Here is a 21846-nt window from a genome sequence, read left to right as displayed (position 1 = left end):
TTGCCTTGTCCCCACTTTTACAGTAAACTAAGAATATAAATTTTCAAGTTGTCAGACCTCCTACTTTATCAGCACCACTTAAAGTAGCTCGTCTGTTTTTTAATGTACAGTAATGAGAACGTTTACAGAGAAGGAGACTATTTAATGACGCGCAGACTTATGTTTTTTACGATTGGACTTTTTATTTTGACTATGGGGGTTGCCTTGATTATTAAATCTGGTTTGGGTGCCTCTGCCTGGGATGCACTGGCCGTTGGGGAATCGAATATGTTTGGGATTACGGTTGGAACCGCTGTTTTCATAAATGGGATCGTATTGATCGGACTAAATGCTCTTATTATGAAAAAGAAGCCTGATGTATTGGCAGCGGGATCCATTCTTGTGATTGGCCTTTTGATTGATTTTTGGTTACTGGTGGTCTTTAATAACTATGCGCCTGAGATGCTGATGAATCAGCTGTTCGCCCTTGCTTCGGGAATTTTGACAATGGGGCTTGGGATTGCGATTTACTTACAGGCTAAATTTCCGGCAAGCCCTATGGATACACTTATGGTGGCAATCCATACGCGTTTCGGATTAAATCTTCGTAATTCACGTATCATTAGTGAAGGATTTGCTCTGTCACTGGCATTCCTGTTTAAGGGTGATATTGGAATCGGCACAATCATTGTTACGCTCCTATTAGGATTCGTGGTTCAATATAGCTTCCCGATTTTCGAACAGCTCTTTGAGAGAAAATCAATGGGGAAAGCAGCCGTTTCTGCTGACTAATCAATAACAAAACGCAATCTTCCAAGTGGAAGATTGCGTTTTTTATTTAGTGACTTATTGAAAGGTTGTTAATCATCTTGGATGAGTGGGCTCGTGTCGGCTCCGCATCTGAAGAGAGAACAGGTAATAGTTCTGTCTATGTGGAACTTAATCCCCCTTTAGAATTCAAAAGCTCATTGATACGCTTTCTCTGACTCTTATTTGCAAGCACATAAAGTGTATCGTTTGCTTTGATAACGGTGTCTCCCATTGGAGTGATAAGTTCATTGTTTCGGATAACAGCTGAAATCAAGGTTTTCTCAGGGAGATTGATATCCTTAATCGCCCTGTTTGTAATATAGGCATCGTCGTTAATGAGAATTTCAAGCATTTCATTGTTTGTCTTTCCGATTGAAACGAGTTCTATGCTGTGAGAGATAGGAGGCCTTTCCTCTCCGGCAAGCTTAAGGTAGTTGGCTAAAGGTGAAATGGTCGTTCCTTGGATCAGAGCGGATAGAAGAACAACGAAAAACACAACGTTGAAGATGACTTCATTGTTTTCAATATTGGCCACCATTGGATACGTTGCCAATACGATTGGTACCGCACCTTTCAAACCTGCCCATGAAATGAAGAATTTTTCTTTTACCGAGAAGCTCTTTGCCAGGGCAAGGCTTAAATACACTCCCAGTGGTCTCGCTACTACAATCAATAGAATCGAGAGGACAATTCCTTGCCACGCAATGCTTGGCAAATGCTGAGGGAAAACCAATAAACCCAGCAGGATAAACATGACGATTTGCATCATCCAGGCAAATCCTTCATTAAAGCGGACAATCGAATGTCGGTAGGTCAATTCCTGATTTCCGACTACGATGGCCATGATATAGACAGCTAATAGTCCGCTCGCTTCAAGTATGCTCGTAAATGCGTATGTGAAGATAGCCAGTGAAATGGACAGAACCGGATACAGACCGGAGGAATCAAGATTAATCCGATTGATGATCCATACAGATGCCCATCCCAGCGCCAGTCCAAGTACCAGCCCCATACCCATTTGCCAAAAAAAGCTTAAAATCAAGGTAGCAGGATTTAATCCGGGAAATTGGATCAATTGCAAAAAAGCTACCGTCAAAAAGATTGCCATCGGGTCATTACTGCCTGATTCTGCTTCCAGTGTAGAAGAGATTTTCGGTTTGATGTTTTTGTTCCCTAAAACGGAGAAAACCGCTGCAGCGTCCGTTGAACCAACGATTGCCCCGAATAACATCCCTTCCAGCCAGCTTACATCGAGGATGAATTTTGCTGCCACCCCAATCGAAATTGTAGTCACAATGACTCCAATGGTTGCCAGTGATAATGAAGGTTTATAGACACTTTTCACATTGCTCCATTTCGTCTGAAGTCCACCTTCAAACAGGATGATGATTAAAGCAAGTGTTCCGATGAATTGTGTCATTGGAGCATTATCGAAGAAGAAATATGTATTTAGTACCATACCTACGATGATAAATAAAATAAGGGAGGGAACGCCTAATCGAGTGGAGAACTTAGCGGTTACAACACCGACTAAAAGCAAGAGGCCAAGCAGTAAAGTCAAGTTATCAATGGTAATTTCCATTTTATCGCCTCTTATTTCATGAAGATTATTCTCTTTTATTATATAATATTGTGAATAACGTAACAATAAAAAAGCCTTGCCCGTAACCATACTTATCTAAATTCTGAAAATATAAGCGGGATGAACTCCATTTCCTTCATAACTGTTCAGAAGTTGAGTGGAAATCAACGACTCCTGTCTTTTCTGCTTAAAGTTTTACCCATGATGATATATTCATGTGGGACATTTGGAAAGAATCCATCACGAAGGGTTTTCCAGTCTTGAGAATGATAAAAGTCAATGGCTGATTGATTATCCTTGCGGGTCGTAAGAAGTGCTCTTTCCTCTCTTCTATTCTGCAATAATATTCCCATCAGTCGTTTAGCAATACCTTTTCCTCTGTACTCGGGATGAACACCAAGTTCGACCAGCTCCATGCAATTCTCCATCCACTCACGATTCCGGTGTAAATGACGGGACAAGAGTTCGTGGTAATATTGCCCTTTTTCAGAGGAATATCCATATACGTATCCTGCAACTTCATCACCCACAATAGCGAGATACCCTTCAAAACGCGGGTACGTATAATGACGTTTAAACTGTTGTTCCATGCCGGCAGGATCCACCACAAAGAGTTGGCAATAAAGCTTGATCATTTTCTTGAAATACTTTCCTTCCACTCGAAACGGGACGATTTTCATTGTTCCCTAACCTCCTTCCCATGATTACGAATAAACAAATAAGACTCCATGAACATCCATAGAGTCTTTATACTATCTACTATTATTATTTCTTCATGACCCCTTTTAGAACAAAGGCGACATTTGCCGGTCTTTCAGCCAGTCTTCTCATGAAGTATCCGTACCAATCCGTACCGTATGGAACGTATACACGCATTTTATAGCCTTCTTTGACCAGTTCATGCTGACGCTCTACACGAATGCCAAAAAGCATTTGAAACTCGAATTGATCACGCGGGATGTTGTACTCTTCCACGAGTCTCTTCGTATAATCGATCATCTCATCATCGTGAGTGGCAATAGCCGTATAATTGCCGTTCAACAGATGAGTTTTAATAATTTTTTTGAAATTATCGTCTACATCCTTCTTCTCGGGAAACGCAACTTCAGGTGATTCTTTATAGGCCCCTTTTACTAGACGCAGATTGGGGGAATACGCATTCAGATCATCCATATCCTTTTCTGTTCTATATAAATAGGCTTGTATTACCGTGCCGATATTATCATACTCTGACTTTAAGCGCTTGAAGATGTCAATGGTTTTTCCACAGCGGGAATAGTCTTCCATATCAATGGTCACAAATACATTTTGTCTGGTTGCTTCATCAAGAATCAACCTCATATTCTTCATGACAACCTCTTCGGAAATATCCAACCCCATCGATGTCATCTTCAGGGATAATTGAGATTTTAGGTTTTCTCTCCCGATCGCACGAACAGCCTCTACACATTCAAGAGCCATTTCGTTTGCTTCACGCTCATTGTCCACAAACTCACCTAAATAGTCAATCGTTACAACAAGATTCTGACTATTCAGGTCACGAATAACCTCAACTGCCTGCAGAATGGAAGATCCTGCAACGAATCGGCCGGCTCCAAAACGCAGGCCATATTTCTTAGCCAGCTTCGTCATCGGCTTATTTTTTGAAAGGAATAAAAAGAAATTACGCATTGCTTGCTCCATGTTGCTTACCCCCTGAAAAAACATATATATCATACTATGAAAACGTTTTCTTTATTACTAAAAAAGAAAACGTTCATACTACTATATACTTACCAACATTTTATCACCTTTTAAACGTTTTGAATATACTTTCAATACTTTCTTAGTAGAATATTATCGGAATTTGTAAATACGTGAATAATCATGTTGAGCATTAGGAAAAATAACCTTTGCCCTATGATTATAAAACTTTCTTAAGGGGTCGTATACAGGGTAATATTACCTATCGATCATACAAATGAAAGGATATTAAAAGATTGAAAAGGAGGAAAAGAATATGCAACAACAACCTCAACAAGGAAGCCAACAGCAAGCCTATACGGAACCACCGCAATTGCTTACAACAAAAGATTCTTTATATTTAAATGACATGCTTGCATGGAATCTTAATGCCATGAAGAAGTGCCATTTTGCAGCAGCTCATTGTCAGGATACTGAGATTAAAGCTGAGTTGGATAAATGCGGACAGATGCATCAACGTCACTACCAACAACTACTGGCACATTTGAATACGACTAATCAAAACCAAAACATGATGTAGAAAGGAGTCCCCTTACATGAATCAACAGAATCAGCAAAAAATCCAAAACCCGCAAACACAAGTACCGGAAACGCCACAGATGAATGATCGAGACTTTATAACGGATGTGCTGTCTCACGAAAAATACATGACCGCTTCTTACTGTACAGCTCTGAACGAAGCGAGTCATCAAGCGCTTTATCAAGATCTGCTGACGATTTTTAACGAAACACAAAATGCTCAACGTGAGCTATACAATGAAATGTTCCGCAAAGGCTGGTACAAGCTTGAAGCAGCCGACAGTCAAAAGATTCAGCAATCCTATCAGCAGCACCAGCAGTATTCTTCTCAATTTCCTTATGGGTATGGCGGTCAGGTTCAATAATGTCAGAAGGCAGACTCTGGTCTGCCTTTTTTGTTGGGAAGTGCGCGTGGGGTGTGCCTGGTATCCAAATGTCAATAATCGAGTCATCAATCCATTGAATTCGTGTAAATCGACATCCCGGACAAATTCAAATAAAAAAGTACCCTTTCAAACAAAAAAGGGCACTTTCCTGATAAAAACCACTTATTCTTCCTTCTTTTTCCCATTCATTTCGGCACGATGGGCTTCATTCATTTCTTTTATCTCTCTGACGATCCGCTTCATCTCATCCTTACCTTCAGGGTATAAAGAATTCCAGTGTTTCACGAGTGCAGGCATGTTTTTCGCGATGAAGGAGTAGAGAGCGTATTGGGTGACCATTTCTTTCTTATCCGAATCGGTATCACCTACTAAAAGCTCAGTGTACTTTTCTACCAATGCATCAAACTGTTCGGGAAATTCTTTCAATATCATAACCTCCTTGTGAGAGCTATGTCCTTTTCACTCGACAGGATTGCGGACATGTTTTACAACGATACTGCTCCCCATTTTGTATTCTATAGGAGAAGCAACAGGTTTTACGAACACGAACCTTTTCCGTCACAGCTTCTACATTTACTTTTCCAGTATAGTAACGTGCCAATGGATTTTTATGATACTGTCCGAACCATTGGCTGTTTTCATCAGACAGCAGCTGGCGGAATTGTTCGTTGCGATGCTCTCTCATTCCTTCGTTTAAAAGAACATCTTCATTCTCGAAAATCCAGAAAACATAGACAGCGATATTTTCCCAAAGAATTAGGTTTGACAGCTTTGTCGCTTTCTTTAACGACTGTATCACTCCATTAAGATGATATCGAAAGATCGACTGAATAAATTCCTCTTTCTCCCTGGTGGAAGTGAATTCAGTAACGATTGCATCTTTCAAATAAAACTGAGGCATCCATAATCCATTCTTGTCCCCATCCACCAGGGTCAGGTTCTCAGGCTTGAGGTTTAATTTCTTATTCCAATACGTCATCGCCATTAATCCCATTGCTGCTATGAAAGCATAGCGTTTCATGAATAAGGACGCTGCTACCTTAGGATCATCTGTCCCGATTGCCGAAAGCCTGTCGGTTAGATAGGCTTTCATATTACTCTCCCCTAAGAAAGAGCTTGCCCCTTCCCCTTCAAAAGCAGGATCCCACTCTCTATGAAAACGATATTTCTTGAGAGTGTCCCACTGCCCCCGAGTGAGGTCATTCATCCCGTCTCACCCACAGCATTCAGAATGCAACGACCTTTACCAAATGGGATGCATAACGGGGTTCCAAACAAAGGATCTCGGGACACCTGACAATCCATGTCAAATACATTCTTCACGAGTTCACAGCTAATCACATCTTCAGGCTTCCCTTGGGCATAAATTTGCTTATCACGGATGGCGACAATATTATGGGCATAGCGACAAGCTAAATTAAGGTCGTGAAGGACCATGACGATGGTTCGCTTTTCTTTCTCATTTAGTTCAAATAACAAATCGAGAATCTCAATTTGATGGGTCATATCCAAGTAAGTAGTGGGTTCATCCAACAGGATGATGCCGGTGTCTTGTGCTAGAGTCAGCGCAATCCATGCACGCTGCCTCTGCCCCCCTGAAAGTTCATCCACTTTCCTGTGCTGCAGCTCCTCCATCTTCGTTGCCTTCAGTGCATCCTGGACAATTTCTTCATCCTTATGGGACCACTGCTTGAGCCATGTTTGGTGAGGATACCGACCTTGCTTTACCAGCTGCAGGACGGTCAATCCCTCTGGTGCCGTTGGCGATTGAGGAAGAATGGCCATTTTACGAGCGACTTCTTTCGTTGATAAACGAGAGATTGCTTCCCCATCCAACAGAACCGAACCTTGTTTCGGCTTAAGTAATCTGGCAATGGAACGAAGTAGAGTGGATTTACCGCATCCATTTCCGCCGATGAAGACAGAAATCTCCCCTTTTGGAATGTCAATATTCAGTTCATCAATGATCGTTCGTTCCCCGTAAGATAGAGTTAAATCCTTCGTTTGTAAAATGTCACTCATTAATGGCCATCTCCTTTAAGAATTTCGTGTTTTAAATAATAAAAAGATAAAATAAGGTGCTCCGATCGCTGCGGTAAATACACCGGCTGGAACTTCCAAGGGAAGGAATAACGTTCGGCCTATCAGGTCTGCCACCATCACGAGAATACCACCAATAAAGGCAGCTGCGGGAAGTAATGCACCGAAAGATGATCCTACCATTCGTCTTGCCATATGGGGAGCCATCAGACCCACAAAGCCGATCCCCCCTGCGAAGGCAACCGCTCCACCCACTAAAGCCGTTGACATAAGGAGAAGTAAAAAGCGTTGTCTCTGAACGTTCCCTCCAACACTTGTAGCGATTTCTTCCCCAAGTTCCTGGATATTCAATTGACGGGTGATAAAAAAGCTCAACAATATAAAAATCAGGCTCCAGGGAAGCAGAATCCACACATCCTGCCAGTCGGATCCGTTAACCGTACCTGTAATCCAAATATTAGCTTGACTCGCTCTATATATAGGGCCGAGGATCATAAGCAATGTAGTCAATGCTTGTGTCAAAGCTGATATCCCGATTCCGATCAATACGAGCCTGACTGGGGATACACCTTTTCTCCATGCCAAGAAATAGACTAAAAAGGCAATGACAGCTGCACCGATAAATGCTGCAACAGGCATCCATTTTATACTGACCATCAAGGTATTATCATCATTACTGAAAAGGGTCAGGAAAGTGACGACCGCCGCACCCGCCCCTCCGGTGATCCCGATTATGTCCGGGGACGCCAACGGGTTTCGGATCATTCCTTGCAAAATCCCGCCTGCAACGGCCAATGCCATCCCGGCTAACAAGGCAATGATAATCCTTGGAAGACGAAATGATGTAACAACAAGCTGTTCTAAACTTGTTCCGCCTCCAAAGAAGACGCTTACGACCTTCCAGGGTGCTATTTTCATGTCACCTATTCCCGTACTCATAATAAGGACGAGTAAAGTGATGACGCCTAATATCATGATTTTCTTCATTGCAGATATATCAACGAGCATAGAAACCCGGTCCTGAAGCCAGCGTTTCCCAATAAACTTATTCATCGGTTAAAACCCCTTCCTTGCAACGTACACGAAGAATGGCGCACCAATAATGGCTGTCATAACACCAACCGGCACCTCCTGGGGCATGATGATGTAACGGGCTCCAATGTCAGCGGCCAATAGTAAAATCGCTCCGAGTAATCCTGAGTAAGGGATCAACCAGCGATGATCCACCCCGATGATTTTTCTCGCAAGATGGGGGATGATAATCCCGATAAATCCTATTGGTCCTGCAATGGCTACGGAACCTCCTGCCAGGAGCACGACCACAAGTAATGCGATAAATTTGATCAGGGCTGTTTTAAGTCCCAACCCTTTGGCAACATCTTCTCCCATGGCAAGTATATTCATTTTTCCTGCCAACATGAGCGCAAGGATCCAGCCCACCACGATATAAGGAAATACTCCGGTTAATATGGCAAGACTTCTTCCTTGAACAGATCCTGCAAGCCAGAACAAAACCTGCTCTAACGCTGCTTCATTCAGTACAAGCAAACCCTGTGTAAATGAAGAGAACATTGCCGTTATGGCAGCCCCTGCTAACGTCAGCTTCATGGGAGTCAAGCCGTTATTCCCGACGGAGCTGATGACATATACTCCGACGGCAGCCAGTCCTGCTCCTAGAAACGCAAGCCACGTAAAGGATTGAAGATTGGTTACACCAAATAACGTAACTGCCACTACTACCATAAAGGCACCACCGGCATTAATCCCGAAAATACCGGGAGATGCTAACGGATTCTTGGTCAAGGTTTGCATCAGGACTCCTGAAATTGCGAGGGACGCCCCTACTGTCGCAGCAATAAGCGCCCTCGGTAAGCGGATTGTCTGGAGCACGATATGCTCAGTCGATCCATCCGGGTTGGTAAACGCTTCAAGTGTTATTCTCCACGACGTATCCGTATACCCGTAGACAATGCTGATTCCTATACACACTATGAGAATAAGAATGGTTCCAATAAACAGAAGAAATTGTTTTTGAGTTTTCATTATTTGTTAACCTTTCTATCCCTAATTGAAATTCAATCAGGAAAGGAAAATCTATTAATTTTCACGTTTTTTTCTTTCATTACTATTTTAAAGAAGAATGAAACAACCGTCAATGATTTTGAAAATCATTATCATTTAAGTGTTGACAATGAAAACCTTCTCATCTAATATAAAAAGTGTAATTGATAATCATTATCAACCATATATTATTTTCAGGAGGATTCATACATATGAAATTAAGAAGTTTATTATCTTTATTACTTATCGCTTCACTTCTATTTTTAGCTGCTTGCGGTAATAAAGAAGAAGAAAAAGAAGGTTCTGCAGGGAACGATGATAAAAAAGAAGAAACCTATACAGTGGAACATGCCATGGGTACGACTGAAATCGAAGGAACTCCTAAGAAGGTAGTCATCCTTACAAATGAAGGAACAGAGGCTCTTCTCTCTATGGACGTGACCCCTGTTGGTGCCGTACAATCCTGGACAGGTGATCCTTGGTACGATCATATTACAGACGATATGAAAGACGTGGAAGTAGTAGGAACTGAAAGCGAATTAAACATGGAAGCCATTGCAAAACTTCAACCGGATCTTATTATCGGGAACAAAATGCGTCAAGAGGAACAATTCAATCAGCTGAAAGACATCGCTCCAACAGTTATGGCTGAAACTTTACGCGGTAACTGGAAAGAGAACTTTGAATTATACGCTAAAGCACTTAACAAAGAAGAAAAAGGTCAAGAAGTATTAACTGAGTATGACCAGCGAATTGCAGAAATTAAAGGTAAGCTTGGAGACAAATTAAACCAAGAAGTTTCTATGGTCCGCTTTTTAGCAGGTGACGTACGTATCTATCATAAAGACTCGTTCTCAGGTGTGATCCTGGATCAATTAGGATTCGCCCGTCCTGAAGGTCAGGATGTTGATGACTTCGCTGAAACAGGTGTGACAAAAGAGCGCATCCCGGCGATGGACGGAGATGCATTATTCTACTTCACATATGAAACTGGCGATGGAGAAGCGAACAAGCTTGCTGAAGAGTGGCTGAACGATCCTCTATTCCAAAACCTTGAAGTAGCAAAACAAGACAAGGTATATGAAGTAAGTGATGCTATTTGGAACACTGCTGGTGGTGTTGTGGCAGCAAATGCGATGCTTGATGATATCGAGAAGTTTTTCCTGGAGCAGGAATAACGATATGAGACTGGAAAAGGGATCTCCCTTCTCCAGTCTTTTTTATTTCATTCCCAACTCGGATTGATCCACCTCGAACTCATCCCCTCTTATCATTCAACAGATCTTAACTTTTTTTCCCACTTCCCCCATCCTTTTTCATAATTCTCCTATTTTCGGAAACACTACAGGATAGACCAAACATCGAACATGAGGGATAAGTATGTTTCCATTCTTTAAGAACAAGAAAAACACCGATGACACGAAGAACAAACAGACCTATGAAAACTTTAAACAAGAAGCTGAGAAATCGGCTGACTATAAACAAGCTTTTTATCAGAACCCTCATACAGGGGCCAAATTCAGTTTGCATTTCATTACCACTCTGATTGATGGGAAGATTCTTCAGGAAGATGTTCTTCCCTCCTTACTTTCAAAAGACTTTCATACATTTGATGATTTAAAGACATTGGTTCCTGTACTGGATATAGAGATATCCAAAGATGAAGCTCAAATTGAACAAAAGCTTTTTAACGGATATACCTTGTTAACGATGGATGCCTCCAACCGAAAATTCGCCTTCATCGCTACGAAGAATGAAATGGGGAGAAAGGTTTCCCAACCGGAAGTGGAGTTCAGTGTGGTTGGTCCGAAAGAGGCCTTTGTGGAATCACTCAGTGACAACCTGAATCTTCTCCGTAAGAGACTTCCTATTAAAGAACTGCTGGTGGAGGAATTCAATATTGGAAAACTGACTCACACGAGGATCGCCCTGGTCTATCTTGATGGATTAGTGGATAAAGCAAATGTAAATACGATGCGTCAACGTTTACGAGCCGTTGATATTGATCAAATCATGGATAGTTCATTTATTGAACAGCTCATTGCCGATAATAGCAATTCCCCTTTCCCCCAGCTATTGGATTCAGAACGCCCGGATCGTGTCGCTTCTGTACTGGTGGAGGGAAAAGTCGCCGTTATGGTAGACGGTTCTCCGCATGCCTTGATCGGACCGACTACTCTCGTCGAGTTTTTTAATGCATATGAGGATTATTTCTTGAATTACTTCATTGCCTCATTCCTCCGTCTAGTGCGTGTTTTTGCAGTAGGATTTTCGATTTTGATTACACCGATTTACGTTGCTGCGCTTACGTATCATTATGAACTCATTCCAAAGGATTTAATGGCCACACTTGTGACTTCCAGACAAGAAATTCCTTTGCCTCCTATATTAGAAGCGCTATTTCTCGAATTAACGATTGAATTATTGCGTGAGGCAGGAGCCCGACTTCCAACCAAGGTTGGTCAAACGATCGGTATCGTTGGAGGGATCGTAATCGGGACCGCGTCTGTTGAGGCAGGGATTACAAGTAACGTATTGCTCATTTTAGTTGCCCTTGCTGCCCTTGCTTCCTTTACGACTCCCGTGTACCGCATGGGTAATACGATCCGTTTGCTCCGATTCCCCTTCTTGTTGTTCGCACAACTATGGGGATTAGTAGGCATTGTTTTCTGTTTCTGTTTACTAATGGGACATTTATTACAGTTAACTTCCTTGGGAAGACCATTCTTGGAGCCTCTCTATCCACCGAGAATGAAGGATCTGAAAGACGCTCTGATCCGTTTCCCTTTTAGTAAACAAGCTGGACGTCCAGAATTTTTAAGAACGAAGAAACCCTTCAGATTCCGTCCATCTGAAGGAAAGAAAAAGCTAGATATCGACGAGTAAAGGTCGGAGGTGATCAGATGCAAACCATTCCAGAAAGAAGAAAAATATCCCCTTTCCTTGTATTCTTTCTCATACATTCCATTCAAGTCGGGGCAGGTATTCTGGGGTTCCAACGAATCATTTCGATGAATGCGGGATATGATGGATGGATTTCTGTCATCCTGGCAGGAATTTTCACTCATATTCTCATGTTCCTTATGTACCTTATTTTAGAAAAATCTGGAGGGGACCTTGTATCTGCTCATACCTTGGCTTTCGGAAAATGGATTGGGAATATTTTCAACTTATTATTTGCCCTCTATTTTAGTTTGCTGGTGGTAACAATTTTGAGAACATATATCGAGGTATTGCAAGTATGGATGTATCCGCGATTAAGCACCTTTATATTTTCCTTTTTCTTCCTGATAATTGTGTACTATATCGTAAATGGCGGGGTTCGTACGATCGCAGGGGCAGCTTTTTTTGGAACGATCCTGCCGAGTTATTTGCTCTTAACCTTTGCGTTTACATTTAAATACGCAGATTTCAGAAACATTTTACCGGTATTTGATCACAGCATCAAAGATCTCTTAATCTCAACAAAAAATATGTCACTTACTTATCTGGGATACGAATCCATACTGATGCTCTATCCTTATATTAAAGATGCGAGAAAGTCTCAAAAATATGCTCATTGGGGGCTATTTACAACATCAACCATATACACCATAATTGCCATCATTTCTTTTGCATTTTTCAGTCAAAAGCAATTAGAAAAGACCGTTTGGGCCACACTTTCTATGTGGAAGATCGTAGAAATGCCCTTTGTTGAACGTTTTGAATATATCGGAATCGCAAATTGGTGCTTAGTGATTCTGCCCAACGCGTGCATAACTCTCTGGTGTGCCAGCAGGACCATTAAGCGAATGACTCCTTTGAGACATCGTCATGCCTTGATCATCATTTGTATTCTCTGTTTATGCACCTTAACTTTTATCACTGATCGTAAACAGATTAATTTCTTGAATACGATTTCAGGAGAAATCGGTTTTTATTTCAACTTTATTTACATACCTGTTCTCTTAGTACTGGTGACTATCATGAAGAAGGTGAGACAAAAACAATGAAACAACTTTCTTTGATCATTTTACTCATTTGTTCTTTGCTCCTATCGGGATGTGTAGAAAAGGAAATTCTCGACGATTTGTATGTTGAAACCGGAAAAGCCTATGATTATGTTGATGAAAATATAATAAGAGGTACATCACTCTTTCCTATCTACTTATCCGATAAGTCAATCCAGAATGGAACACTTTCTGCTGAGGCATCTTCTACACGAGAAGTACTTGAAAAATTGGCAAGGAAGGCTCAACAGCCCCTTGTAAGAGGAAGCTTGGATGTCGTGTTGATAGGAGAAAAACTAGCAAAGAAAGGAATCATCGATATCGGAGATTCCCTGCAAAGAGACGCGAGTGTTGGGGCAAGGCTATATGTAACGATAGTAGAAGGAGAAGCAGGGGAACTGCTCAAAGGTAATTATGGCTTAAGGGGCAATGGAACGTATATTTCTAACCTGATTACACACAACATTAACCGAAGAGAGTTACCAGAAACAAATTTACATTTATTTCTTTTTAATTATTTCCAAGAAGGACAAACAGCCTATCTCCCTATATTGAAGCAGCTTTCTAACGAAAGTATAGCCATTACAGGTGTTGCACTCTTTAAAAAAGATAAAATGGTTAAAAAGATTCCTGCTGACGATATGTTTTTCTTTAAATTGTTGGTAGATAAACTGGCAGAGGGACATCATATCGTTAAATTAGGGAAAAAGCCTGATAAAGCAGAAAAAAACGTTGAGGCTTCAGTGACAAGCCTGAGTTCCAAGCACAAGATCATTGTAAGACACAAAACAGACCCCGTTGAAGTCACTATAAAAATTAAGATCAGAGGGATTGTCAGAGAGTACACAGGAAAAAAATTGACTCCTGATAAAGTAGTGGAAGTTGAGAAAAAAATGGAAAAAGATATAGAAGAAAAATGCTTAACCATGCTGAAGGAATTTCAGGAATTAGGCATCGACCCTGTCGGCATCGGTCAAAATCAAAAACACGGGGTACGTGGATTTGATATTAAAGAATGGAAAGAAAGCATTTATCCCCGTGTGAAATTCAATGTGGACGCAAAAGTTCAGATCTTAGAAGCTGGTACAGTAGAATAGCCTCTATAAAGAAAGGCTCCCTATTGTGGGGAGCCCTTCTACTCTATTTCAGATGAACAACTCGTTTGCTCTCTGCACTTTCTTTACATGCTTCTATGATTTTTATCACGTGTAATGCATCCTCCGGTTTTACCGGAAGAGGTTTGTTTCCCCTTAAGGTTTCATATATCCCCAGATAGAACTGGGTATAATCCCCCTTTTCAGAAGGAATGACTTCTGAGGTCACTTCATCACCAGATAGGGTTGTCAGTGTACCCCAGTTTTCTTCAACTTCCAATCCCCACTCTTCATCAAGTGGATTTTTCCCTGCTTTCAAATCGTCTTCCTGACGATCCATTCCATGCTTCACGTAGCTTCCTTTTAATCCATGAACCTGATAGCGGGGTCCTGGATCAAGGACAATAGAACGGGAGTACAGTTGCACTCTCAATACGTCATAACCCAGTGTAATATGGAAATAGTCTTCCGCTTTTTCCGGATTCCTTTGCGGGAACACATCTGCCTGCACCCATTTTGGTGTACCAAACAGGGTGAGTGCTTGATCAAGAAGGTGGGAACCCAAATCATATAACACGCCGGCTCCCTCCATTTTATTTTCTTTCCAACGATCTTTAATAGTCGGGCGGAAACGATCAAAGTGAGCTTCGTATGTATAGACTTGTCCTAAAGCATCTTCTGCAAGTAAGTCTTGAATGGTTAAGAAGTCAGCATCCCATCGGCGATTATGGAATACGGTAAGATGCAAGCCCCTCTCTTTCGCTAAAGCTAACAGTTCTTCCCCTTCCACACTATTCGTCACAAATGGCTTCTCTACCACTACATGTTTGTCAGCAAGTAATGATTGCTTAATCATGGAGTAGTGAAGATGGTTTGGCGTTGTGATCACAACTAATTCAATGTCTTGTTGAAGTAAATCGTCAAGGGAAGAAACCACAGTCGCGCCCTCAATGTCTTTCAGCACTTTCTCTTCATCAGAAGAAAGCACCGCTTCGATATGAAATTCCTCTAAGTGAGAAAGTAATGGACGATGAAAGCTTTGTCCAGAAAAACCGTATCCTACTATTCCAACGTTAATCGGTTGCATAAATGTCACCTTTTTCTTTCAAATTGTATTCTCATATTATCATGTACACGTTCAGACGAAAAATGATTCGTTTTACAATTGATTGATGTTTTGTATAAAATAATGAAAAAGGGAGGTTATCAACATGCAAGCAATCAAAAACAAAGAAACCTTTGAAGATTTAATTACTTCGGCAGATCCGGTGATCGTGAAATTCCACGCTGACTGGTGTCCTGACTGCCGTCGTATGGATATGTTCATGGATGAGATCATGGAAGAGTTCGGTCAATATAAATGGTACGACATCAATAAAGACGAATTTCCTGAAATCGCCGAAAAATATGACGTCATGGGCATCCCAAGCCTGCTTGTCTACAAAAACGGCGAAAAAATAGCGCACCTGCACAGTGCCAACGCCAAAACACCAGAACAAGTAACAGAATTCCTAAGCGCATTATAACTTAGAGGTCCGTCCCTAGATATACATAGGGACGGACCTTGCATTTAATGGCACCTCAAACAATTAATAGATTTTCCCCTTTCCATCTACATAAACCGTTTGAATAATCGTTCTCTGAAATTTGTTCCCCTCCTGGGTTTCCCCTTCTATATCAATCGTGATGTTATGGATTCCTTCTTCAAATTCAGCAAGGGGCAGAGAAGATAGATCTTCAGTTGTAATGAGGGTGGTTTGGTTTTTGGTCCCGCTCTTCGTTGGAATATGGTGAATGGTATATGTTTTCTTTACAGGTTTGTCGTATAAATTCCATGAAACCATTAAATGTTCTCCATCCCACGCCAGCTGTTTCTCCCCCTTACTAATTCCTTTCTTAAACAGAATGGTCAGCAGGTATGTTTCACTTTGACTATTATATGCCCTCATTTCCCACTCCCCTAAAAGTGGCTTTGAAATGATAATGGAATGATGATAGGCACCCGGTAAAAAGCCTGTCGCATCTTCCGTAAGCATAAACTGTTTATACACTTGCCCGTTTGGACTAATGAGCTCATAGATAGTAGCCTGTTGATCACTGATCCAGTCCACAGAGATTTTCTCTACCTCTTCCTCCACTGAAAACTTCTCCACTCCAACGCCCACAAATCCCCCGCCTCTATGTAGGACCGATTTTTCTCCATCTTTAGCAATCTCGCTCACGGCAGCATAGGATAACTCTTGCACCTCTTCTGTTAAGAGTTCCTTCAAATAAGGGAAAATCTCTCCGCCTTCTTTTATTGTCGTATGAGACCAGTCTTGGACCCGCACCTCATCCCCATAAGGAAGGCGTGAACTTGTTACCAGCACCGCTCCATCACTTTGTCCAAATCGGCTTAAGTATAACCCGCCCCAAAACAGTTCAGAATTCACCCCTCCCCATCCTGTACCACCGAATGTATAGAATGGGGTGGCTTTTGCAAGTTCAAGTTCGTCCGTCTGGGTGCGGAAAGATTTCATATATCCCGTTTGCAAGGAAAACACGGCGTTATTTTTACTTCTTAAAGCATCGGATAACCAGCCTGCCCATTTACTATAAGCAAGGTCTGCAAGCTCTGATCCATGATGAGGAGACGAAAGAGTGATGACCCTCTCTATATATGGTCTAGCACCATAATGAACCAATGCTGTTTGAACATCGATCCCTCCTTTACTATGCCCGACAACCACTACCTTCCTCTTAAAATAGTCGTAAATCTCACGAAGCTTTCCCACTAAAAGCTGCCCATTCTTCCACATATCTTCGTCTGGATGCAAATCAATAAAAACTGCTTGGTGCCCATTTTTCCGTGTGAATTCCTGTAGATCATTCTCTCGTATCCACGTGTCTGACGAGGCATGAATCCCATGAATAAATAAAATCGGATAGCCCTCCGACCCGTCTGCTGCTTCATCCACAAACCACCTGCCCGGAATTCCTGACGCTTTCTGAGTCCCATCCATTTTCTCATGCAATTTCTTTACCTCCCTTTCAATATCCTATCTTCATTATCGTTTAGAAGATTCAAAATATCAGTAGTAATGTTAAATATAGGAATAAAGTTACAATCTCAATGTTCTGATCATATTCAGTAGACCACTTTCATAAAACGTAATGCCTACAGATGAACCCTCGCAAAAGGAATTAAAAGATTTGATTGAAACAGCAAAAGAATATCAAATAAAGTATGTTATTTTCGAGCAAAATATAACTCCTCGAATCACAAAGATTGTTCAGCACTTAAAGTTCATAGCCTTTCCGTATTAACGGAAGAAGATATCGATGAAAATATGGACTATCTATCTCTGATGTAAGAAAACATTCAAACAATCAAGAAAGCACTAGAAAACAAATGATAAAAGCCAGGAGCGTTTATTATAGCGCCTGGCTTTTATTCGTCTATCATCCTTCCACCGTAAAAGCATCTAATATCTCTCTATTACTTCCCTGTCCATTAATCAAAATGATCACGATTTGAATTTTATAAAAAAACCCTCACTTACACAAAAGTAAGGATTTTTTTAATTTATTCAATTTTAATATAGAACTCCTCTACATATGGATTAGCAGGCGGATCTATTACTTCAAAAACAGGATTTTTTAGAACCGGCATTTCCTGACCATTGAAATCCACCTTATCGATTACGCCACTCACGTTAATCCACGTATCGGGTTCAAGTTTACTCAGTTCTGAATCACGTGCCAACAACCCATAAACAGAAGCATCTGCTACGCAGCAGGTAACGGTAAAGCGGGAAATCACCATTTCATCTTCTGCAAATCCTTCATCTTTATACACAAAGCCTGTAAGCTGAATTTCTTTTCCGACGAAATCGCCCAGCTTTTCGTCCACAATACTTAATGTTTGAATATATTGTTCATCTCTTACGATTATTTTTTCTCTTTTATTTACGATTTCTTTCAACTTGTCGAAATCCTTTTCCACAGGAAACTCATCATACGGACTGAGGGTGGGCTCAGTTTCAGTGGAACTTTTCCCAGTGCTCTCATTTTGATCTAACCCTTTTTGTTCACTGGATGGCGGCGTTGAAAATAGACTATTCCCTACTTTCACCCCTCTTTTAGCTGCTACGGAACTATCTAATAAGTTATCCGGCAGCAGGAACCCAACCACAATTGGAAAAATAAATAGGGCATATACCATGCTCGATCGAATGAATCCTTTCGGCAGTTCATGACCTTCACAATCACAATGGTGTTCTTTTGCAGAAGCTGAAGATGTACCCCGGATGATTTGGATCGCCCCCAGGAGAATGAAAACCCCTAGAGCGAAATACATGTATCCATGCATTTTGGGTGCGACAAAGTTTTGCAAATTAAACGTTAAGAATAGTTTCAATACCAAAAGAGCATATCCGATTAAGATGATTCCCCGGATTAATGTATGAAATTGTATCGATGGTTTCATATCTTCCGCCTCCTTTATACAAAAAATTGGAATACCAATGTGCATGTATACACAACAATCGTCACGACCCCAATAAAGGTCAGTACGAATTTTTTATTAAAGTATGCAAGCATCAATAAAGTATTCTTGAAATCAATCATCGGACCATATACTAGAAAGGCCAAAATGGACGAAGCAGAAAATATACTGCCGAACGACGACGCCACGAATGCATCAGCCTCCGAACATAATGAAATAATATAAGCAAACCCCATCATGACTGCCGGAGCCAGTACCTCATTCGTCCCTATCCCCACTAACAGTTCTCTATCAAGATATGTCTGAAATCCTGCTGCAACGAATGCTCCGATGATAAGGTATTTACCCATGTCAAAAAATTCATCACTCGCATGCACGATCGTCTGCATTAATTTATTGGAAGTGTGATCATGATGATGCTCGTGATTATGCTCTTTCTGTATAAGCGGGTTTCTCTTTCCATAAAACTTGTACAATAGTGCCCCAATGATTAAGGCAGCTATTAAAGCAATTCCCATCCTTCCAAAGACAACCGTCATATTATTTTGGAACGCATAATAAGTAGAAGCGAAAACAATCGGATTTAAAATAGGCGCCGTTACCATGACGACAATCGCAAGATGAGCAGGCATCCCTTTCTTAATCAGCCTTCTTGCCACCGGTACAATGGCACACTCACAAACAGGAAGCAATGCTCCCACCACAGCTGCAGGAAACAAAGCCAGGTATGGGAAGCGCTTCGGAATAATTTTTTGTAATAGACTTTCAGAAACAAAGACTTGAATAAGTGCGGATGCGAAGACACCAATTAAGATAAAAGGGATTGCTTCTAGCAAGATGCTCAGGAATATCGTAATGACATTCACCATTGAAGAAGTAAGAAACTCGTCCGGAATATAATCTTTCACCCAATCTCCCGCTAAAAAAAGAACAATAAATAACATGAATAATAGTATCCCTGTCATCTCTTGATTAAAACTCCTTAAAGAATTCATTCATTTAAGTTTCCTTTCTTAAGTTTACATTTTTAATCGTAATCGTTTCGTTTTATATTATAACTTATTCTTGTCCCAAAAAACTATGCTAATTTATTTTTTAATCTTTCTTTAACATTTCTATTTGTGCATAACCTTTTGTTAAACTTCAAAAACTACAAATGAATCGAGTAGAATGGAGGAAATGATATGACGAAAAAGAACAACAAAGGCAGTGAAAATCAAAATTCACCTAAGCGTGGAACGACGGAGTTTGCTACTGAAATTACGAGTGGAGACAACAGTAAGGGAAATAAACATAATAAAGATCAGCGCAACAAAACGAAATAACAAAAACCTGTCCGATAGAAGATCGGGCAGGTTTTTGTTATTTATAATTTTTCTCTAAAAAAAGGACACACTAACCAATGAAAATAGAATATAAGGAGGAAATGAGGAATGGATTCTAATCGAGTAAAACAGATTTTATCTTCTTCAGCTGATATTGAAGTAAAATATAAAGATGCGTCCGTATGGATTGACTCTGTTAATGATGATGGAAAAACAGCCGTTGTTCATCTTCGGGGACCATTAGAAGAACGCTCTGAAGTTAGTGTTTCAGATTTAGAAGAAGTATAATCGAAGAAAAGACCATGCAGTCCACACCCCAAAAGGAGGGGCAAGCATGGTCTAATCTAAAATAAGCTTATTTTTTATCTTTGATTTTCCCTTTATTTTTCAATAATTCAAAGATCATTTTCGCTTGATCTGTGTTATCGATCATACCCGAGAATTTCTCTTTTTGTGGACCAAATGCGTACACAGGAACGTCATCTCCTGTGTGTCCATCCGTTGTCCAGCCAGTACCTGAACGTTTGTCGAAGATTTTCTCGATGGCATTATCGATTTCGGTTTGATCGCCTTCTTCTTCTGCTGCTGCTTTCACAGAAGCGATTTCCTCTTCCGTTAACTCAAGGTCGATGTTTTCAGCTAATGTTTCTTCCACTGAAGCACCTTTTACAATTTGTTCTGCCATAAAGTCAGGAGTGCGTTTTGCAGCTTGAATCGGTGTCGGATCCCAATTATACTCACCGTCTGCACCAATCGAGATTCCCCCTGTAGAATGATCTGCTGTAACAACTACCAATGTTTCACCATTTTCTTTCGCAAAGTCCCTTACTTCTTCAAGTGCCTTCTCAAAGTCTCTCATTTCACTCATGGCCCCGACTACATCATTATCGTGACCAGCCCAGTCGATTTGACTTCCTTCCACCATTAGGAAGAATCCGTCTTTGTCACCTTTTAAACGGTCGAGTGCAGCAGTCGTCATATCAGCTAAGCTTGGCTGTTCTTTATCACGGTCGATCATCTTGTCCATTCCAACTTCAGAGAAAAGACCAAGAATTTGCTTGTTGTCGTCTTTTTTTAGTTCTTTAGCAGTTTTCACATAGCTATATCCATCTTTCTGGAACTGCTCAGCAAGGTTTCGGTCATCACGTTCGAAGAAGTCCGTCCCTCCGCCGAGCATGACGTCAATCTTATGTTTGCCGTTAATCATTTCATCATAGTAGTCATCCGCAATGGCATTTTCGCTTTTACGCTGCTCTTCATGGGCTCCATAAGATGCTGGAGTCGCATGGGTGATTTCTGATGTAGCTACAATTCCTGTAGACATACCGTTTTCTTTCGCCTGTTCTAATACGGTTTTAACATCGGTTTTATCATTATCGACTGCTATCGCATTATTATATGTTTTGACTCCACCGCTCATCGCTGTCGCAGCTGCTGCTGAGTCTGTTACGTTTTCTTTCTCATCCTCTGGATAAGTGGATTGTAATCCGACAAGGTAAGGATCAAATGCCGTTTTTTCCATTTCAACTGTTTCTGGATTGTCGTTCATATAGCGAAGAGCCGTTGTGTAAGGTACGCCCATTCCATCACCGATCATAAAGATGACGTTCTTAGCTTTACCATTCTTGGAATCCTTCGCTTTTGCTTCTGAATTGTCCTGATTCATCCCTATTACAGTTCCAAAAGCCAATGTTGACACAACTGCTAATGGAATAATTTTCTTCATTGATTTCTTCATTTACCCTACCTCCTGTAATTTCGAATACATTTGTAGGATAAAGGGGAAGTATGAAGAGTTATTTGCAAAAGGAATACAGGGGTGTAAAGCTTAT

Annotated in this window: 23 protein-coding genes; 10 read left to right on the top strand and 13 right to left on the bottom strand. The window is 41.0% G+C overall.

Annotated features, from left to right (window positions below):
* Positions 1–144 precede the first annotated feature (144 nt).
* Positions 145–771 carry a YczE/YyaS/YitT family protein gene (locus F0342_RS14820; protein WP_149156658.1) on the top strand — a complete coding sequence of 209 codons (627 nt, stop codon included), beginning with the start codon at positions 145–147 and terminating at the stop codon, positions 769–771.
* Positions 772–907: 136 nt separating this feature from the next.
* Here the strand turns inward: F0342_RS14820 and F0342_RS14815 are convergent, their stop codons facing one another.
* From F0342_RS14815 to F0342_RS14805, 3 genes are all read right to left on the bottom strand, one after another.
* Entirely contained in the window at positions 908–2371 is a 1464-nt protein-coding gene (locus F0342_RS14815; protein ID WP_149156657.1) for a potassium/proton antiporter, read from the bottom strand.
* Between the two features lie 164 nt (positions 2372–2535).
* The gene (locus F0342_RS14810) at positions 2536–3051 is read right to left on the bottom strand and encodes a GNAT family N-acetyltransferase (RefSeq protein WP_149156656.1); all 516 of its coding nucleotides are present in this window, start codon (positions 3049–3051) and stop codon (positions 2536–2538) included.
* A gap of 85 nt (positions 3052–3136) precedes the next feature.
* Positions 3137–4054 carry a proline dehydrogenase family protein gene (locus F0342_RS14805; protein ID WP_149156655.1) on the bottom strand — a complete coding sequence of 306 codons (918 nt, stop codon included), beginning with the start codon at positions 4052–4054 and terminating at the stop codon, positions 3137–3139.
* A gap of 316 nt (positions 4055–4370) precedes the next feature.
* Here F0342_RS14805 and F0342_RS14800 point away from each other — a divergent pair, with 316 nt between their 5' ends.
* The gene (locus F0342_RS14800; protein WP_149156654.1) at positions 4371–4634 is read left to right on the top strand and encodes a hypothetical protein; all 264 of its coding nucleotides are present in this window, start codon (positions 4371–4373) and stop codon (positions 4632–4634) included.
* A 16-nt stretch (positions 4635–4650) separates the two neighbouring features.
* On the top strand, positions 4651–4998 hold the full coding sequence (locus tag F0342_RS14795; RefSeq protein ID WP_148970081.1) for a spore coat protein: 348 nt from the start codon (positions 4651–4653) through the stop codon (positions 4996–4998).
* A 183-nt stretch (positions 4999–5181) separates the two neighbouring features.
* On the opposite strand, the gene F0342_RS14790 is transcribed toward F0342_RS14795, so the two are convergent.
* From F0342_RS14790 to F0342_RS14770, 5 genes are read right to left on the bottom strand one after another with little or no spacing between them, the layout of a single operon-like run.
* Positions 5182–5448, bottom strand: a complete 267-nt coding sequence (locus F0342_RS14790; protein WP_149156702.1) for a DUF2573 family protein — start codon at positions 5446–5448, stop codon at positions 5182–5184.
* A gap of 19 nt (positions 5449–5467) precedes the next feature.
* Positions 5468–6226, bottom strand: a complete 759-nt coding sequence (gene fhuF, locus F0342_RS14785) for a siderophore-iron reductase FhuF (protein ID WP_149156653.1) — start codon at positions 6224–6226, stop codon at positions 5468–5470.
* Positions 6223–7041, bottom strand: a complete 819-nt coding sequence (locus F0342_RS14780) for an ABC transporter ATP-binding protein (protein ID WP_149156652.1) — start codon at positions 7039–7041, stop codon at positions 6223–6225. Before F0342_RS14780 ends, fhuF begins: the two co-directional genes overlap by 4 nt.
* Before the next feature lie 15 nt (positions 7042–7056).
* Positions 7057–8112 (bottom strand): FecCD family ABC transporter permease, encoded by a 1056-nt coding sequence (locus tag F0342_RS14775; RefSeq protein WP_149156651.1) that lies wholly within the window; start codon positions 8110–8112, stop codon positions 7057–7059.
* Between the two features lie 3 nt (positions 8113–8115).
* Complete coding sequence (locus F0342_RS14770) at positions 8116–9102, bottom strand: FecCD family ABC transporter permease (protein WP_149156650.1); 987 nt, start codon at positions 9100–9102, stop codon at positions 8116–8118.
* Positions 9103–9332: 230 nt separating this feature from the next.
* On the opposite strand from F0342_RS14770, the gene F0342_RS14765 reads away from it, so the two are divergent.
* From F0342_RS14765 to F0342_RS14750, 4 genes are all read left to right on the top strand, one after another.
* The gene (locus F0342_RS14765) at positions 9333–10298 is read left to right on the top strand and encodes an ABC transporter substrate-binding protein (RefSeq protein ID WP_149156649.1); all 966 of its coding nucleotides are present in this window, start codon (positions 9333–9335) and stop codon (positions 10296–10298) included.
* 202 nt (positions 10299–10500) lie between these two features.
* Entirely contained in the window at positions 10501–12006 is a 1506-nt protein-coding gene (locus tag F0342_RS14760; RefSeq protein WP_149156648.1) for a spore germination protein, read from the top strand.
* A 17-nt stretch (positions 12007–12023) separates the two neighbouring features.
* The gene (locus F0342_RS14755; protein ID WP_149156647.1) at positions 12024–13112 is read left to right on the top strand and encodes a GerAB/ArcD/ProY family transporter; all 1089 of its coding nucleotides are present in this window, start codon (positions 12024–12026) and stop codon (positions 13110–13112) included.
* The gene (locus tag F0342_RS14750; RefSeq protein ID WP_149156646.1) at positions 13109–14206 is read left to right on the top strand and encodes a Ger(x)C family spore germination protein; all 1098 of its coding nucleotides are present in this window, start codon (positions 13109–13111) and stop codon (positions 14204–14206) included. The genes F0342_RS14755 and F0342_RS14750 overlap by 4 nt, the downstream gene beginning before the upstream one ends.
* A 43-nt stretch (positions 14207–14249) precedes the next feature.
* Here the strand turns inward: F0342_RS14750 and F0342_RS14745 are convergent, their stop codons facing one another.
* Positions 14250–15290 (bottom strand): oxidoreductase, encoded by a 1041-nt coding sequence (locus tag F0342_RS14745; protein ID WP_149156645.1) that lies wholly within the window; start codon positions 15288–15290, stop codon positions 14250–14252.
* A 124-nt stretch (positions 15291–15414) separates the two neighbouring features.
* On the opposite strand from F0342_RS14745, the gene F0342_RS14740 reads away from it, so the two are divergent.
* The gene (locus F0342_RS14740) at positions 15415–15729 is read left to right on the top strand and encodes a thioredoxin family protein (RefSeq protein ID WP_149156644.1); all 315 of its coding nucleotides are present in this window, start codon (positions 15415–15417) and stop codon (positions 15727–15729) included.
* A 63-nt stretch (positions 15730–15792) separates the two neighbouring features.
* Here the strand turns inward: F0342_RS14740 and F0342_RS14735 are convergent, their stop codons facing one another.
* The 3 genes from F0342_RS14735 to F0342_RS14725 form a co-directional block, all read right to left on the bottom strand.
* Positions 15793–17217 carry an esterase/lipase family protein gene (locus F0342_RS14735; protein ID WP_149156643.1) on the bottom strand — a complete coding sequence of 475 codons (1425 nt, stop codon included), beginning with the start codon at positions 17215–17217 and terminating at the stop codon, positions 15793–15795.
* Between the two features lie 551 nt (positions 17218–17768).
* Positions 17769–18671 carry a TIGR03943 family putative permease subunit gene (locus tag F0342_RS14730; RefSeq protein ID WP_188048562.1) on the bottom strand — a complete coding sequence of 301 codons (903 nt, stop codon included), beginning with the start codon at positions 18669–18671 and terminating at the stop codon, positions 17769–17771.
* 14 nt (positions 18672–18685) lie between these two features.
* Entirely contained in the window at positions 18686–19684 is a 999-nt protein-coding gene (locus F0342_RS14725) for a permease (RefSeq protein WP_149156641.1), read from the bottom strand.
* 189 nt (positions 19685–19873) lie between these two features.
* Between F0342_RS14725 and F0342_RS24920 the strand changes: the two genes are divergently transcribed.
* Together F0342_RS24920 and F0342_RS14720 are read left to right on the top strand one after the other, a co-directional pair.
* Complete coding sequence (locus tag F0342_RS24920; RefSeq protein ID WP_188048561.1) at positions 19874–20014, top strand: hypothetical protein; 141 nt, start codon at positions 19874–19876, stop codon at positions 20012–20014.
* Positions 20015–20122: 108 nt separating this feature from the next.
* Complete coding sequence (locus F0342_RS14720) at positions 20123–20302, top strand: H-type small acid-soluble spore protein (RefSeq protein ID WP_149156640.1); 180 nt, start codon at positions 20123–20125, stop codon at positions 20300–20302.
* A 67-nt stretch (positions 20303–20369) separates the two neighbouring features.
* Here F0342_RS14720 and F0342_RS14715 read toward each other — a convergent pair whose 3' ends face one another.
* Entirely contained in the window at positions 20370–21752 is a 1383-nt protein-coding gene (locus tag F0342_RS14715) for an alkaline phosphatase (protein ID WP_149156639.1), read from the bottom strand.
* Positions 21753–21846 lie beyond the last annotated feature (94 nt).

It is taken from the genome of Bacillus sp. CH30_1T (assembly GCF_008364765.1).
In the GTDB taxonomy this organism is placed as follows: Bacteria; Bacillota; Bacilli; order Bacillales; family Bacillaceae_B; genus Rossellomorea.
The sequence above is the reverse complement of the archived record's forward strand: the minus strand, read 5'-3'. Positions and strand labels throughout refer to the sequence as shown.

Coding starts and splice junctions, on each gene's coding strand:
- F0342_RS14815 (WP_149156657.1), bottom strand. CDS start 2,371: ATGGAAATTACCATTGATAACTTGACTTTACTGCTTGGCCTCTTGCTT.
- F0342_RS24920 (WP_188048561.1), top strand. CDS start 19,874: ATGACGAAAAAGAACAACAAAGGCAGTGAAAATCAAAATTCACCTAAG.
- F0342_RS14715 (WP_149156639.1), bottom strand. CDS start 21,752: ATGAAGAAATCAATGAAGAAAATTATTCCATTAGCAGTTGTGTCAACA.
- F0342_RS14770 (WP_149156650.1), bottom strand. CDS start 9,102: ATGAAAACTCAAAAACAATTTCTTCTGTTTATTGGAACCATTCTTATT.
- F0342_RS14760 (WP_149156648.1), top strand. CDS start 10,501: ATGTTTCCATTCTTTAAGAACAAGAAAAACACCGATGACACGAAGAAC.
- F0342_RS14765 (WP_149156649.1), top strand. CDS start 9,333: ATGAAATTAAGAAGTTTATTATCTTTATTACTTATCGCTTCACTTCTA.
- F0342_RS14775 (WP_149156651.1), bottom strand. CDS start 8,112: ATGAATAAGTTTATTGGGAAACGCTGGCTTCAGGACCGGGTTTCTATG.
- F0342_RS14750 (WP_149156646.1), top strand. CDS start 13,109: ATGAAACAACTTTCTTTGATCATTTTACTCATTTGTTCTTTGCTCCTA.
- F0342_RS14800 (WP_149156654.1), top strand. CDS start 4,371: ATGCAACAACAACCTCAACAAGGAAGCCAACAGCAAGCCTATACGGAA.
- F0342_RS14730 (WP_188048562.1), bottom strand. CDS start 18,671: ATGAAACCATCGATACAATTTCATACATTAATCCGGGGAATCATCTTA.
- F0342_RS14805 (WP_149156655.1), bottom strand. CDS start 4,054: ATGGAGCAAGCAATGCGTAATTTCTTTTTATTCCTTTCAAAAAATAAG.
- F0342_RS14820 (WP_149156658.1), top strand. CDS start 145: ATGACGCGCAGACTTATGTTTTTTACGATTGGACTTTTTATTTTGACT.
- fhuF (WP_149156653.1), bottom strand. CDS start 6,226: ATGAATGACCTCACTCGGGGGCAGTGGGACACTCTCAAGAAATATCGT.
- F0342_RS14720 (WP_149156640.1), top strand. CDS start 20,123: ATGGATTCTAATCGAGTAAAACAGATTTTATCTTCTTCAGCTGATATT.
- F0342_RS14810 (WP_149156656.1), bottom strand. CDS start 3,051: ATGAAAATCGTCCCGTTTCGAGTGGAAGGAAAGTATTTCAAGAAAATG.
- F0342_RS14745 (WP_149156645.1), bottom strand. CDS start 15,290: ATGCAACCGATTAACGTTGGAATAGTAGGATACGGTTTTTCTGGACAA.
- F0342_RS14740 (WP_149156644.1), top strand. CDS start 15,415: ATGCAAGCAATCAAAAACAAAGAAACCTTTGAAGATTTAATTACTTCG.
- F0342_RS14755 (WP_149156647.1), top strand. CDS start 12,024: ATGCAAACCATTCCAGAAAGAAGAAAAATATCCCCTTTCCTTGTATTC.
- F0342_RS14725 (WP_149156641.1), bottom strand. CDS start 19,684: ATGAATTCTTTAAGGAGTTTTAATCAAGAGATGACAGGGATACTATTA.
- F0342_RS14795 (WP_148970081.1), top strand. CDS start 4,651: ATGAATCAACAGAATCAGCAAAAAATCCAAAACCCGCAAACACAAGTA.
- F0342_RS14780 (WP_149156652.1), bottom strand. CDS start 7,041: ATGAGTGACATTTTACAAACGAAGGATTTAACTCTATCTTACGGGGAA.